Genomic DNA, 14,602 nt, shown 5'->3' on the forward strand with positions numbered 1-14,602 from the left:
ATTTAAGATAATAGTAACAACTGGGGACTGTTGCTTTTATTGCTTTGATAAGTAAATATAAGAATTTTTTTAATGAAACTTGCCAAACAATTTAGAAGCTTAAAGAAAGGGAATTAATTAATCTTCATTTTTTGAAATTATACTTAAGTTTAGCACTTCTTCCAAATTACCATTTTTTAGCAGATCATCAATTGTTTTTTCAATACAATCTCTAGTTAATTCTTGTACAAATAAATCTGGCGGAATTATATATAAACCTTTTAAATTTTCACCAGAAACAACATTATAATCAGCTGCAGTTTTAAGAAAATTATAAGTCCAAATATTTAATCCATATTTTCGTCCATCATTCAATTCGACATGTATGTTGCAAAAATCATTGTTAACGTTCCAATTATCAGGATCTACTTCTTCAAATTCCAACCAAAGTTTAAAATTCTTCATAATCCATTCTTAATTAATGAAACTTACCAAACAATTTAGAAGCTTCATTATAAGCACTTTCAAAGCTCAACGAATTTAAGCCTGTTATTTTTTTATTGGCAGTAAAATACGAAATCAATTTTTCTGTAGGCATGTTTCCTGTCAACTTATCTGTCGCCATCGGGCAACCACCAAATCCCTGAATCGCTCCATCAAAACGTGTACAGCCTGCTTTTGCTGCTGCATCAATTTTTTCGAACCAGCTGTCTGGTGTAGTATGAAGATGCGCTCCAAACTCAATTTGAGGATATTTCGGAATTAAATTCGAAAAAAGATACGTTATTACATCTGGCGTCGAACTTCCTACGGTATCAGAAAGCGAAAGGATTTTAACGCCCATTCCTGCCAATTTTTCTGTCCACTCTCCTACTATTTCCACATTCCAGGGATCTCCGTAAGGATTTCCAAAACCCATTGAAAGATAGGTTACAACTTCTTTATTTTTTTTATCAGCAATGTTTAAAATTTCTTCTAAAGTAATTAAAGATTCTGCAATCGTTTTGTGTGTGTTACGCATCTGAAAATTTTCAGATATCGAAAAAGGAAACCCTAAATACTGAATAGATTCAAATTCTGAAGCCAGAGCTGCGCCTTGGGTATTGGCAATTATAGAAAGTAATTTACTTGAAGTTTCCGAAAGATCAAGTTGTGCCAAAACCTCGGCTGTATCCTGCATTTGCGGAATTGCTTTTGGAGACACAAAACTTCCAAAATCAATAGTATCAAAACCTACTCGAAGCAATGCCTGAATATAAGTAACCTTGTTTTTTGTTGGAATAAAGTCCTTGATGCCTTGCATTGCATCTCGCGGACATTCGATAATCTTGATTTCTTTATTCAAAACTTTTTCTTTTGTAATGCTAAGTTAGTTTCTTTTTTAAAGAAATAAAAATTATAGTCTTTTCCAGATTGATTTTTTTAATCATATTAGTCATATAAGCTCATTTAAATAAGAACTTAATAAATTGTAACGCTAATATAAAACACATTACTTAAAGTGGTAATAGTTTTAAAAATTACCAAAAAGTGTAATAAATTAAAATATTACCAAAAAACGTAATAATAAAAAATATTACTTATATTTGTAATAGAAAGTTTATTATTTTTTAATTATATTTGGTTATGACTAGTGTAATTACAGGCGACATTATTGGTTCAAGACAGCAGAAATCAAATCATTGGGTAGAAGATTTGAAAAAAATTCTGGCTCCCTTTGGTGCGACACCAAGTCAATGGGAAGTTTACAGAGGCGATGAATTTCAAATTGAAGTTAATAATCCTGAAGATGCCTTGTTGACCGCAATTTTGATAAAAGCCCGTTTAAGAGCTATAAAATCTGATGCACGTATGAGTATTGGTTTTGGAGATAAAACACATACTGCTGAAAAAATATCCGAAAGTAACGGCTCAGCTTTTATTAATTCAGGTGAACTTTTTGATACTTTAAAAAAGCAAAAAGTAACGTTGGCTCTGCGAACAGGAGATTTGGCTTTTGATGAAAAAATGAATTTGATGCTGCAACTCGCTTTGACTTTTATGGATAGTTGGCTGGTACAATCCGCTGAGTTTGTTGCTTTGGCAATTGAAAATCCGAGTTTATCTCAGGAAGAACTTGGACAGAAATTAGGCATTAATCAAGCTGCAGTAAGCCGAAGACAAAAACGCGCTCAATTTGATTTAGTAATGAATTTAGATCGATATTTCAGAACACAAATAAAACAATTTGCCCTATGATTTTATTCGTAAAACTGCTTTTGGCACATTTATTAGGCGATTTTATTTGGCAACCCAATTCTTGGGTGAAAGATAAAGAAGCAAATAAACATAAAAGTATTTATTTATACTTACATATTTTACTTCACGGGGTTTTAGCTGCAGTTTTAATTGGTGACATAGGTTTTATTCCTTATGCTATATTAATAGCTGTTACACATGGAATTATCGATTTAATTAAATTGAATTTTCAGAAAGCAAAAACAAAACGTACTTGGTTTGTAGTTGATCAAATTGCACATCTTCTAATTTTAATTGGAGTTGCACTCTTTTATCACAGAAATAGCATTATTCCTTTTTTTGGTTTGAATGATTTTTGGATTTTAATCACGGGATTTTTATTAGTAACTAAACCCACTTCCATTTTTATCAAAACCATCATTTCAATTTGGAGTCCGGAAAGCCAAAACAGCCATCAGGATAATTCGCTTGCCAATGCAGGTAATTACATTGGCATATTGGAACGTCTCCTAATTGTTTGTTTTATCTTAACCAATCACTTTGAAGCAATCGGATTTTTACTGGCTGCAAAATCTATTTTTAGATTTGGAGATCTAAAAGAAGCCAAAGACAGAAAACTTACTGAATATGTAATGATTGGAACTTTAATAAGTTTTGGAATTGCAATAGTGGCCGGACTTGTTATTCAGGCGCTTCTTTTACAATTGTCCTAAAACTTTTTTATTGATTGCTTTTATCAGCGCTGGACCTTCATAAATAAAACCAGTGTACAATTGCACTAAACTTGCTCCTGCGTTTAGTTTTTCGATCGCATCATCGGCAGAATGAATTCCTCCTACTCCAATAATTGGGAATGCTTTGTTGCTTTTTTCTGAAAGAAAACGAATTACCTCAGTAGAACGTTTTGTTAATGGTTTTCCTGACAAACCTCCCATTTCAGATTGATTTGCAGATTGTAATCCATCTCTTGAAATCGTAGTATTTGTTGCAATTACACCCGCAATTTGAGTCGTTTTTACAATATCAATAATATCTAGTAATTGCTCATCTGTAAGATCTGGAGCAATTTTTAAAAGAATTGGTTTTACTTTTTGAGTGCTTGTTTTTTGCTTTTCAACATTTCTGTCCTGCAATGTTTGTAATAAAGCCGTTAAAGGTTCTTTATCTTGAAGCGCTCTTAAATTTGGCGTATTTGGCGAACTCACATTTACTACAAAATAATCAACGTGATCAAACAAGGCATCGAAACAAATGATGTAATCATCAACAGCATTTTCGTTTGGCGTTACTTTGTTTTTTCCAATATTTCCTCCAATCAAAACGCCTGAATTCTTTTTCAAACGTTCTACAGCTTCAATAACACCGCCGTTATTAAATCCCATTCGGTTAATAATAGCCTGATCTTCTTTTAAGCGGAATAAACGTTTTTTAGGATTTCCTTCCTGACCAACCGGAGTTACAGTTCCAATTTCAATAAAACCAAAACCAAAATCTCCAAGTTCTTTATAAAGCTTCGCATCTTTATCAAAACCTGCTGCAAGTCCAACCGGATTTTTGAATTTAATTCCGAAAACTTCTCGCTCTAATCGAGCATCTTTCACTTCATAAATGGCTCTTATAATTGACGAAACTCCTGGGATTTTTGAAATGAATTTTACAAATGAAAAAGTAAAGTAATGCACTTCTTCTGGATCAAACCAAAAAAGTATCGGGCGAATTATCAATTTATACATAAGAATTTTGTTGTGTTGTTTTCGGGTGCAAATTTAAATATTATAGTTTAAAAAGGTGCTTTTTTATAGAAAACAAATTATAAAACGTTTCAAGTTATAAAATGAAACAAAGTCAGACTTTATATTAAACTTATTAAAGTCTTTTCTATTTAATTTTGAAATATTGAAGAAATTTTTTCCATAATATTCATTTCAAAAATTTGATAAATAAAAAAGAATCAATAATAAAATCAAGCATATGTTTAACCAAATCACAAAATACCTGCCTGCATTTTTATTGTTCTTCATTCCCATTTGCTCTAATGCTCAACTAGAAAAAGACACAACGAAACTAATCAATGTTAGTTATGGTTCCAAAGGAATCGAGCTAAGAACCAGAGACAATAAATTTCTTTTTCAATTACAAAGCAGACTCCAATTCCGATTTTCTACTCCCAATGATACAGATCCTCTAACTTATGACGATTACAGTCAGGAAGCAAAAACAACTTTTAAAATCAACAGAGCCCGATTAAAAGTTGGAGGACACGCTTTTCATCCTTGGTTGAAATATTATTGGGAATACGAACTCAGCCAGTCTAATTTATTAGATTTTAGGCTGATGGTTGAAAAATGGGAATGGCTCAGTTTTAAAGCCGGCCAATGGAAAGTCGAATATACAAGAGAACGTTTTATAAGCAGCGGCGAACAGCAAACCGTTGACCGATCTTTAATAAACCGTCCTTTTACTGCTGACAGGCAAATGGGAGTTGAAGTTTACGGACATCTTAAGGGCGCCGGAATTGCAGATTTTAATTATTGGGCCGCAGCACTTACTGGAACCGGACGAGGGAATACAGCAAACGACGATGGAAATCTAATGTATTTTGGACGCGCTCAATGGAATTTTCTAGGGAGATTTTTAGATTTTGAAGGAAGTGATTTGGAATTTCATGAAAAACCAACACCAATTATCGCAATCTCAGGTTTAACAAATCGAAGCCCTTATACCCGATTTTCACAATCAGGCGGAGGATCTTTAGAGGGTTTTGAAAATGGATTACCTGGTCAATATCGAGTAAATCAATGGAATATTGAAACTGCTTTTATGTACCGTGGTTTTTCCTGGCAAAGCGAACTGCATACAAAAGACATCATCGATAAATTAAATTTTGACCAGACTACAACATTAAGAGGTTATTATATTCAGGCAGGCTATTTCTTTAGTAATGTTTTTGAATGGTGGCCAAAAAAATTAGAAATGGCCGCCAGACATGCTGGATATCGTCCTGATGATTCAATCAAACAAAATAAACAAGAAGAAACAACTATTGCTTTTAACTGGTTTTTTAATGGACATAAAAACAAACTAACTTCAGAAGTTAGTTATTTCAGTTTTCAGGATAAAACGCTGCCTTTAGAACAAGGCTGGCGCTTTAGAATTCAATGGGATATCTCATTATAGCCGGTAAACTTGCTTAACTGAATTATAGTTAAATTTTAAAAGAGAAATCATTTTTTTAATAACTTTATAAAACTAAAACTCTGAAAATGAAAAATATAACCAAAACAATAAGAAAAACGGTTTGTATACTTTTCGTGGGATCACTTTTTATGATTTCAATTGACAGTTTTGCACAACGCGGACGCGGTGGTTTTCACGGAGCAGGTGGCGGTGGAGGTCAAGTCAGACAAGCTAGACCTGCCAGAGAAGCCAGACCAATGAATCAGTCAAGACCAGCCGTTCAAAGACCAACTCAGTCAAGGCCATCAACAAATAACATATCTCGCCCAGGAGCAAACAATAGCGGAACCCGAATTAATGGCGGAACCGCAAATTCAAATATCCGTAATAAAGATGTCAATGGAAGAATTTCAAATAATGGAAACAGAATCAACAATTCTGGAAACAGAAATACCAACATAAGCGGCAATACTATTAACCGAAACAACGTTAATATTAACGTCAACAATAGTGTACACGTACGCAACAATCGAAACACCGTGGTTAGACCTGGCTATAGACCATATGCTCGTCCTCCTTATGTTTATGGCGGATACAGATACAATTGCTATCACCCTTATTATCCACGTCCTTATGTACCTTTTTATTGGGGACCTGTTTGGCATCCGTGGGGATTTTTCGTAGCTACCCTAGCGACGACAGCAATCATCGTTAGTGTTGAAAACCAGAAATATCATTATGATCAAGGAGTTTGGTATACATCGACAAGTGGAGGCTACACAGCTGTTCCCGCACCTGTTGGAGGAACAGTAAATAATATACCAAGCGGCGCAGAAACCGTAAATACGGGAACCGTAAATAATTACTATTACGGAGGAACGTATTACGAAAAAGACGGAAGTAAGTACACCGTAGTTGCTCCTACAGCCGGAACAATAGTCGATAAATTACCTGAAGGAGGTGAAGAAGTAACTATTGGCGATGTAAAATATGTGAAATTTGGAGAAACCTATTATCAACCAGTGCAAGTTGATGGAAAAGATAAATATGAAGTAGTTTTGGTTGAAAAAGAAAGCTAAAATAAATAATCTATAAATTCTATAAAATAAATAGACTATTATGATGTTATTTTTATAATTTTATCACCCAATTAACAACCACTGCATTAAAAACTATTATAATGAAAAATAAAACCTATTGGATATTTGCACTTCTGACTATTTTAATCATTTCGATTGCCTCTTTGGGATACACTAAATTAGCTGCTCCAAAGCAAGAAAAACCAGTCGCAATGGATTGTGCCGAAACTCCAAGTACTACCGAAGCATCTGCATTTAAACCAACTATTGAAAACAAAGACAAACCTGCTGGAAAAGCACCAAAAGGAATGGTCTGGATTCCGGGTGGAGAATTTTCTATGGGATCAAATGTTGAAGATGAAAGTTTATGCAGCATAAAAGGTGTTACAAAAGACGCCGCTCCTATTCATCGTGTTTATGTTGACGGTTATTATATGGATCAAACTGAAGTAACAAACGAAGAATATGAAAAATTTGTAAAAGCAACCGGATATGTAACAGTTGCTGAACAAAAACCCACTAAAGAAGAATTTCCTACTGCCAATGAGGAAGATTTAGTTACAGGATCTGTAATTTTTACTCCTACTCCTGCGGCCGTTAATTTAAACAACTTCCTGCAATGGTGGCGTTATGAACCAGGCACAGATTGGAAACATCCCGATGGACCACAAAGCACAATTAAAGGAAAAGAAAAATATCCTGTTGTACACATTGCATATGAAGATGCAGCCGCTTACGCAAAATGGGCGGGAAAAAGACTTCCAACTGAAGCCGAATGGGAATTTGCTGCCAGAGGCGGAAAAACAGGAAATCTTTATGCTTGGGGAAATTCATTAAAACCAAATGGAAAATTTCAAGCTAATATTTATCAAGGTCATTTTCCGATTAAAGATGGTGATACTGGTGAAGATGGCTTTAAAGGAATCGCCCCTACCGGACAATATGCGCCAAATGCTTACGGTTTATACGATATGGCGGGAAATGTTTGGGAATGGGTAAACGACTGGTATAGCGTTGACTATTACAAAAGTCTTGCAGAAAACGAAGCTGTAACAAAAAATCCTCAAGGACCAGATGCATACAACGATCCAAATGATCCAACTCAGATTAAAAAGGTGCATCGTGGAGGCTCTTTCTTATGTACAGATCAATATTGTACAAGATATATGGTTGGAACCCGTGGAAAAGGCGAAGTTCGATCTGCAGCGAATCATCTTGGTTTTAGATGCGTCAAAAGTAAATAACAGAAAAAAATTAAAAGAGATTTATAAATTTATAAATCTCTTTTTTTATCCCAAAACTGCAAATAAAATTTTAAAATCATACCATTGAAAAATTTCTATATTTGCTAAAAAAACAAAAAAATGCAACATATAATAGATCGTTTTATCAGTTATGTAACAATTGATACCGAATCAGATCCAAATTCTCAAACAACACCAAGTACAGAAAAACAGTGGAATCTTGCCAATAAATTAGTTGAAGACTTAAAAGCAATTGGCTTACAAGATGTTACAATTGACGATAAAGCCTACATTATGGCAACTTTGCCAAGTAATATTGAGCATGAAGTTCCAACAATTGGTTTTGTTTCTCATTTTGATACTTCACCAGATTTTAGTGGAGCGAATGTAAAACCTCAAATTGTTAAGAATTACGACGGAAAAGATATTGTTCTAAATGCTGAAAAAAACATTGTTTTATCTCCAAATTATTTCAAAGATTTACTTCAATACAAAGGTCAGACAATCATCACAACTGACGGAACAACTTTATTAGGTGCCGATGATAAAGCCGGAATCACAGAAATCGTTTCGGCAATGGAATATCTTATTCAGCATCCGGAAATCAAACACGGAAAAATCAGAATCGGATTTACGCCAGATGAAGAAATTGGTCGTGGTGCACATTATTTTGATGTTGAAAAATTTGGCGCGCAATGGGCCTACACAATGGACGGAAGCCAGATTGGCGAATTAGAATATGAAAATTTCAACGCTGCAGGAGCTAAAATTACTTTCAAAGGAAAAAGCGTTCATCCAGGATATGCAAAAGGAAAAATGATCAATTCGATGCTTTTGGCAAATGAATTTATCAATGAACTTCCGAAAGGAGAAACACCTCAGGAAACAAAAGGTTACGAAGGTTTTTTCCACGTTCACCATATTACAGGAAATATCGAAGAAACTGTTTTGGAACTGATTATTCGTGATCACAATAAAAAGAAATTCGAAAAACGAAAAGAACTTATTTTTAAGATTGCGAAAAACTTCAATAAAAAATATGCCAAAAAATTCGGTGAAGATATTGTGATTCCAGTTGTAAAAGATCAATACTACAATATGAAGGAAAAAGTACTTCCGGTAAAACATATTGTCGATATAGCCGAAAAAGCAATGCGCGAATTAAACATCAAACCAATCATTAAACCAATTCGTGGCGGAACTGATGGTTCTCAACTATCATTTATGGGATTACCTTGTCCGAACATTTTTGCCGGCGGCCACAATTTCCATGGAAAATACGAATATGTTCCTGCAGAAAGCATTCAGAAGGCAACAGAAGTAATTGTAAAAATTGCTGAATTAACTGCCATTCCAGGAATTTTTGATACAACAGAAAAATCTAAAAAAACAAAATAATTGGACGCTAAATCTGAAAATAAAGGCATGTGGAAATACGGCAGTCAGTGGGAAGAAGAATTGCTTCTGCTTAAAGCCATTATCGATAAAACTGAACTGACTGAAACCACAAAATGGGGCGGTACTGTTTATGTTTACGACAAAAAAAACGTTGTTGGAATTGGCGGATTTAAAGATTATTTTGCTTTATGGTTTTTTAATGGCGTTTTCTTAAAAGATGAGAAAAAGAAATTAATTAACGCTCAGGAAGAAGTCACAAAGTCGTTGCGACAATGGCGTTTTGCTTCTAAAGATGAAATCAACGAAAAAGTGATTTTAGAATACATTAAAGAAGCAATTGAAAACGAGAAACAAGGAAAAGTCATTAAACCTTCTAAAAAAGAAGCTATTATTTCTGAACTTCTTAATGCCGAAATGAGTAAAAATCCGGCTTTAAAAGAAGCCTTTGAGAAGTTTAGCCCTTATAAACAATATGAGTTTTTAGAATATATTGAAACCGCAAAACAGGAAAAAACTAAAATTTCCAGAATCGAAAAAGTAATTCCGATGATTTTAGCAAATGTTGGGCTGAATGATAAATACAGGTAATTTAATTTCAAATTCCAAGCTATATGAAACCTTTGTCAAAGTTTTAAACTTTGACAAAGGTTTTTTCGTTTTTGACCTCATAGAAGAATTAAACATAAAGTTTGTCATTCCGAGGAACGAGGAATCTCCACTAGAAACTCTACAAAGATTGGCGATTTTCGTTGCGGAACTACTTACAAAGATTCCTCGTTCCTCGGAATGACAAGATTGTATGAGGAATCAGTTAAAATCAAAAAAAAAAAAAAAATCCCAAACTCCATTTAAGAATTTGGGATTTTTTAAATTGAAAATTTCAAATAAAAATTAAGCTTTTTTATTCAAAGTAGCACTCAATTCTAAAGAAATTGCTGAACGCTCTAATTTTAATTTTCCAGACATTGTTTCGATTACAACTGTAGTTTCTGCAAGCTCAACAACTTTACCGTGAAAACCACTTTTTGTAATTATTTTATCACCTACTTTTAGGTTGCTTTCAAATTCTTTTTCGTTTTTTGCTCTTTTTTGTTGTGGTCTAATCATAAAGAAATAGATTACTACAAACATTAAAAGGAATGGCGCAAATTGACCTAATTGTCCCATAATTAAATTCTGTTTTTTGATTTATATTAATATTTTCTAATTGTAATTCGTCTTTTCTAAAATTACATCAAACCTCTTCCTACTTTCACCATTTTTTTATTGGCTTCAAGTTCTTTTACAAGATTATCTAAAATTCCGTTGATAAAAATACTGCTTTTTGGTGTAGAATACTCTTTTGCAATTTCTAAATATTCGTTAAGAGTAACTTTTACAGGAATTGAAGGGAATTTCAAAAACTCGCAAATTGCCATTTTCAAGATAATAGTATCGATTTCTGCAATACGCTCACTATCCCAGTTTGGTGTTTTATCGTCGTATTCTTTCGCAAGAACAGATTCGTTCAAAACTGTACGTCGAAACAAATCTTTTGCAAAATCCTTATCTTCAACATCTTTGTATAATTTTGGAACTCTAAAAGCATCTGGATCTTCTGTTTTGATTGCTTTTAATTGTTTGATAATGTGTGTATTTACAACCGGAATATCATCAACCCACGTTAATTTATCGTCTTCAAGATATTCATATAATTTCTCATTCGGAACAATTACATTTTCGAACAAATCAATAATAAATTGTCTGTCTTCTTCAAATGTATTCACATTGTTGCTCATGTATTTTTTGTAAATATCACTTGCTTTGATATCATTTAAAAGCAAAATGATATAATCGTCGTTTAAAGACCAATTGTTGATTTTACGAGTTTCTAAAGCGATGCTAAGAGAGTTGCTTTCGGCAAGAAGTTGAAAAATTTTGTTTTTAACAAACTTTTCATTCGGGTTACGTTCTGCTGCAGTTGCAAGGTGTTTTTTGCTTGATAAATGCAGGAATACTGATTCTTTTTTGCAAATTTCAATCAATGAAGAAAGCATTATAAGATATAAGTCCTGAATATTATCTATGCTGTAAAAAAGAAATTTTTCTTCTTTTTCCATATTATCAGAACCGCTTTGATGCATTGCATAAATAGATTGCATTACTTTAACGCGTATGTGTCTTCTGTTTACCACCTTGTAAGAACTTTTAAAAATTAGTCTGCAAAATTAAGAATTTCAATTCTTATAATAAAATTAAATCGCCAAAAAAAGTCTCAGTTTTCAGTCACAATTTCAAGATTTATCTAAAAATTGTGGCCGAGACTGAGACTCTTCAACAATAAACTTTATTTTTATTATTTTTTAGCGTTTTCAATTTTTCTCGCATCAATACGATTTTGAGCAATTGTAAGCGCTGCTTTATGAGTAGTAATATTATTTTTAGCTGCAAAATCAATGATTTCCAGAGTTGTATTGTAAATATTCTCTGTTTTGCTCATAATCTCAGCTTTGCCGTAGTTTGCTAATTCAGCATAAACATTGATAATTCCACCAGCGTTGATCAAGAAATCTGGAGCGTATAAAATTCCTCTTTCCTGCAATCTTGCACCGTGAACATTTTCATCAGCTAATTGATTGTTGGCAGCACCAGCGATAACTTTAGCTTTAATTTTGTCAACTGTATTTGCATTGATAGTTGCTCCCATCGCGCATGGCGCATAGATATCAACATCTGCAGTATACAAATCTTCTCCTGTATAAATTGTTGCGTTGTATTTTGAAGCTACTTGATATAATTTTTCTTCGTTGATATCAGTAATAGTAACCTGTGCTCCTTCTTTAGTTAAATATTCAACCAAAGCTTCACCAACGTGACCAATTCCCTGAACCAAAACTTTTTTGCCATCTAAAACATCAGAACCAAATTGACTTTTAGCAGCCGCTTTCATTCCTAAGTAAACTCCGTAAGCTGTAACAGGTGAAGGATTTCCGGATCCACCACGTTCTTCAGAGATTCCTGTAACGTAAGGCGTTACATCTCTCACAGTATCCATGTCTTTTGTCTCCATTCCAACATCTTCAGCAGTAATATATCTTCCGCTTAAAGAGTGAACAAATTCTCCAAACTTACGCATCAATTCAGGCGTTTTTTGTGTTTTAGCATCACCAATAATAACCGCTTTTCCACCACCAATATTCAATCCGGTAATAGCAGATTTATAAGTCATTCCTCTTGAAAGACGTAAAACATCATTTAAAGCTTCCCATTCTGTGTTGTAATTCCACATTCTGGTGCCTCCTAAAGCTGGTCCCATAACCGAATTATGAATACCAATAATTGCTTTTAAACCTGTATCTTTGTCATTGCAAAATACAATTTGTTCGTGATCGTCAAAAGATAATTGACCAAAAACAGGATCCATTTTTTGAAGTTCCTTTCCAGTTGTGAAAGTTGCATCCATAGCGCTAGTATTAATTAGTTAAAATTATGAATTTGTCAAAAAGACATCTCAAACATAATTAAAAAATACACATGTGCTAATTTTTTATCTTTAAAATAACAATTTTACAATATAATTGTTTTGATTAAATCGTAATTTATTATAATTTTAATTAATAATAATTCATAATTTTAAATCAATTCAATATCACATTTCTTAAAAAAATGAAAGAATTAAGCTATTTAAACAAATATTTCATCAAATATAAATTCAGTTTCTCTTTTGGAATTTTAATCACAATAATCGCACAAATTTTCTTTTTATTCACTCCAAAATTGGTCAGCCATTCCTTTGATGTGATTGAGCGCTTTCTAAAACTCTCTGAAGCAGATCAAAAATCCTCAATAATTAGAGATTTTTACAGACAAGATTTAATTCATAACGTACTGTTAATCATTGGAAGTGCGATTGTAGCGGGTTTCCTGACCTTTTTAATGCGCCAAACATTGATTGTAATGTCACGTCATATTGAGTTTGATTTGAAAAATGAGGTTTTCAAACAATACGAAACGCTTTCTCAAAATTTCTACAAACAAAATCGCACCGGAGATTTAATGAACCGAATTTCTGAAGACGTTTCAAAAGTGCGTATGTATGTAGGTCCGGCGGTAATGTATACTATTAACACGTTTATCCGTTTTGCGATCGTTATCATATATATGTATAATGTATCGCCTTTATTGACTTTATATACGATTTTGCCATTGCCAATTTTGTCGTATTGTATTTTCAAATTGAGTTCAGAAATCAATAAACGAAGCACAACATTTCAGCAATATTTATCCAAAGTTTCGAGTTTTACACAAGAAATTTTCTCAGGAATTAGAGTTATAAAAGCCTATTCATTAGAAAATCAACATCAAAACAATATGATTGATCTTGCTGATGAAAGCAAACGCAAAAGTTTGGATTTAGCCAAAGTACAATCCCTTTTTGGGCCTTTGATGATTGCTTTGATCGGAATCAGTAATTTGGTTGTGATTTATTTTGGAGGAATTATGTACATCAACGGAACAATTCCAAATATTGGAACCATTGCCGAATTTATTTTATATGTCAATATGTTAACCTGGCCGGTCGCATCTTTGGGTTGGGTTTCATCAATGGTTCAGGAAGCCGAAGCTTCTCAAAAACGTTTGAATGAATTTTTGAAAATCGAGCCAGAAATCAAAAACAACAATCCGAATTCATCAGAAATTCAGGGTTCTATTGCTTTCGAAAATGTAAGTTATACGTATGAAGATACTAATATCGAGGCTTTAAAAAATGTGACGTTCTCAGTTAAAAACGGAGAAACATTAGCTATTTTAGGAAAAACAGGTTCCGGAAAATCGACCATTCTTTCGCTAATTTCCCGTTTGTATGATGTTACCGATGGAAGAGTAACAATTGATGGAAATGAAATCAGTGCTTTGAATTTAAATGATTTGCGAAACAATATCGGAATTGTGCCTCAAGACGCCTTTTTATTTTCAGATACAATTAAAAACAACATCAAATTTGGCAATCAAAATGCCACAGATGAAGAAGTTATAGAAGCAGCAAAAAATGCTGTAGTTCATGATAATATTGCAGCATTTAACAAACAATACGACACTATTTTAGGTGAACGAGGCATAACACTTTCGGGTGGACAAAAACAACGTGTGTCTATTGCACGTGCCATAATCAAAGATCCGGCGATTTTACTTTTTGACGATTGCCTTTCTGCGGTAGATACAGAAACCGAAGAAACAATCTTAAATAATTTGTTTGAAATTTGTAAAAATAAAACTACAATTATTGTAAGTCACCGAGTTTCATCGGCTAAAAATGCCGATAAAATTATCATTTTAGAGGATGGTAAAATCATTCAACAAGGCTCTCATAATCAATTAATAAATCAGGAAGGTTATTATTCATCGTTATATTTAAAACAACTTTCGGAAAAAGAATTACTTTAATTGTTGTGTAATAGATAATTTTTTATGATTTTTGAGTACTATTAATTCCAAAAAATGATAGAA

14 protein-coding genes are annotated in these 14,602 nt (G+C 33.2%); 8 read left to right on the forward strand and 6 right to left on the reverse strand.

Translation table 11 applies throughout. The features are described from left to right. Window positions 1-117 precede the first annotated feature (117 nt). Window positions 118-444 (reverse strand): hypothetical protein, encoded by a 327-nt coding sequence (locus GQ47_RS13065; RefSeq protein WP_035649115.1) that lies wholly within the window; start codon window positions 442-444, stop codon window positions 118-120. Between the two features lie 13 nt (window positions 445-457). Next, window positions 458-1,324 (reverse strand): beta/alpha barrel domain-containing protein, encoded by an 867-nt coding sequence (locus GQ47_RS13070; RefSeq protein ID WP_035649117.1) that lies wholly within the window; start codon window positions 1,322-1,324, stop codon window positions 458-460. Window positions 1,325-1,605: 281 nt separating this feature from the next. Between GQ47_RS13070 and GQ47_RS13075 the strand changes: the two genes are divergently transcribed. After that, window positions 1,606-2,217 carry a hypothetical protein gene (locus tag GQ47_RS13075; RefSeq protein ID WP_035649119.1) on the forward strand — a complete coding sequence of 204 codons (612 nt, stop codon included), beginning with the start codon at window positions 1,606-1,608 and terminating at the stop codon, window positions 2,215-2,217. Then, the gene (locus tag GQ47_RS13080) at window positions 2,214-2,930 is read left to right on the forward strand and encodes a DUF3307 domain-containing protein (RefSeq protein WP_035649121.1); all 717 of its coding nucleotides are present in this window, start codon (window positions 2,214-2,216) and stop codon (window positions 2,928-2,930) included. The genes GQ47_RS13075 and GQ47_RS13080 overlap by 4 nt, the downstream gene beginning before the upstream one ends. Here GQ47_RS13080 and GQ47_RS13085 read toward each other — a convergent pair. Beyond that, entirely contained in the window at window positions 2,916-3,950 is a 1,035-nt protein-coding gene (locus GQ47_RS13085) for a quinone-dependent dihydroorotate dehydrogenase (RefSeq protein WP_035649123.1), read from the reverse strand. The two genes, GQ47_RS13080 and GQ47_RS13085, sit on opposite strands and share 15 nt — an antisense overlap. 238 nt (window positions 3,951-4,188) lie before the next feature. On the opposite strand from GQ47_RS13085, the gene GQ47_RS13090 reads away from it, so the two are divergent. The 5 genes from GQ47_RS13090 (at window position 4,189) to GQ47_RS13110 (ending at window position 9,703) form a co-directional block, all read left to right on the forward strand. Further along, entirely contained in the window at window positions 4,189-5,394 is a 1,206-nt protein-coding gene (locus GQ47_RS13090; protein ID WP_035649125.1) for an OprO/OprP family phosphate-selective porin, read from the forward strand. 86 nt (window positions 5,395-5,480) lie between these two features. Continuing rightward, window positions 5,481-6,473, forward strand: a complete 993-nt coding sequence (locus tag GQ47_RS13095) for a DUF6515 family protein (RefSeq protein WP_035649127.1) — start codon at window positions 5,481-5,483, stop codon at window positions 6,471-6,473. A 101-nt stretch (window positions 6,474-6,574) separates the two neighbouring features. Continuing rightward, a complete protein-coding gene (locus GQ47_RS13100; protein WP_035649129.1) occupies window positions 6,575-7,717 on the forward strand; it encodes a formylglycine-generating enzyme family protein in 1,143 nt (380 codons plus the stop codon). Window positions 7,718-7,837: 120 nt separating this feature from the next. Beyond that, window positions 7,838-9,115: a peptidase T gene (gene pepT, locus GQ47_RS13105; RefSeq protein ID WP_035649132.1), complete on the forward strand. Its 1,278-nt coding sequence runs from the start codon at window positions 7,838-7,840 to the stop codon at window positions 9,113-9,115. Beyond that, window positions 9,116-9,703, forward strand: coding sequence for a YdeI/OmpD-associated family protein (locus GQ47_RS13110; protein WP_081909351.1), 588 nt, complete (start codon window positions 9,116-9,118; stop codon window positions 9,701-9,703). Window positions 9,704-10,006: 303 nt separating this feature from the next. Here GQ47_RS13110 and yajC read toward each other — a convergent pair whose 3' ends face one another. The 3 genes from yajC to GQ47_RS13130 all read right to left on the reverse strand — a co-directional run bounded on the left by yajC (window position 10,007) and on the right by GQ47_RS13130 (window position 12,557). Then, the gene (gene yajC / locus GQ47_RS13120) at window positions 10,007-10,282 is read right to left on the reverse strand and encodes a preprotein translocase subunit YajC (RefSeq protein ID WP_035649136.1); all 276 of its coding nucleotides are present in this window, start codon (window positions 10,280-10,282) and stop codon (window positions 10,007-10,009) included. 62 nt (window positions 10,283-10,344) lie between these two features. Beyond that, window positions 10,345-11,256 carry a transcription antitermination factor NusB gene (gene nusB / locus GQ47_RS13125; protein WP_035649460.1) on the reverse strand — a complete coding sequence of 304 codons (912 nt, stop codon included), beginning with the start codon at window positions 11,254-11,256 and terminating at the stop codon, window positions 10,345-10,347. A gap of 194 nt (window positions 11,257-11,450) precedes the next feature. After that, complete coding sequence (locus GQ47_RS13130) at window positions 11,451-12,557, reverse strand: Glu/Leu/Phe/Val family dehydrogenase (RefSeq protein ID WP_035649138.1); 1,107 nt, start codon at window positions 12,555-12,557, stop codon at window positions 11,451-11,453. Between the two features lie 203 nt (window positions 12,558-12,760). On the opposite strand from GQ47_RS13130, the gene GQ47_RS13135 reads away from it, so the two are divergent. Next, window positions 12,761-14,539 (forward strand): ABC transporter ATP-binding protein, encoded by a 1,779-nt coding sequence (locus GQ47_RS13135; RefSeq protein ID WP_035649140.1) that lies wholly within the window; start codon window positions 12,761-12,763, stop codon window positions 14,537-14,539. Window positions 14,540-14,602 lie beyond the last annotated feature (63 nt).

It is taken from the genome of Flavobacterium sp. ASV13 (assembly GCF_000745775.1).
Lineage (GTDB): Bacteria > Bacteroidota > Bacteroidia > Flavobacteriales > Flavobacteriaceae > Flavobacterium.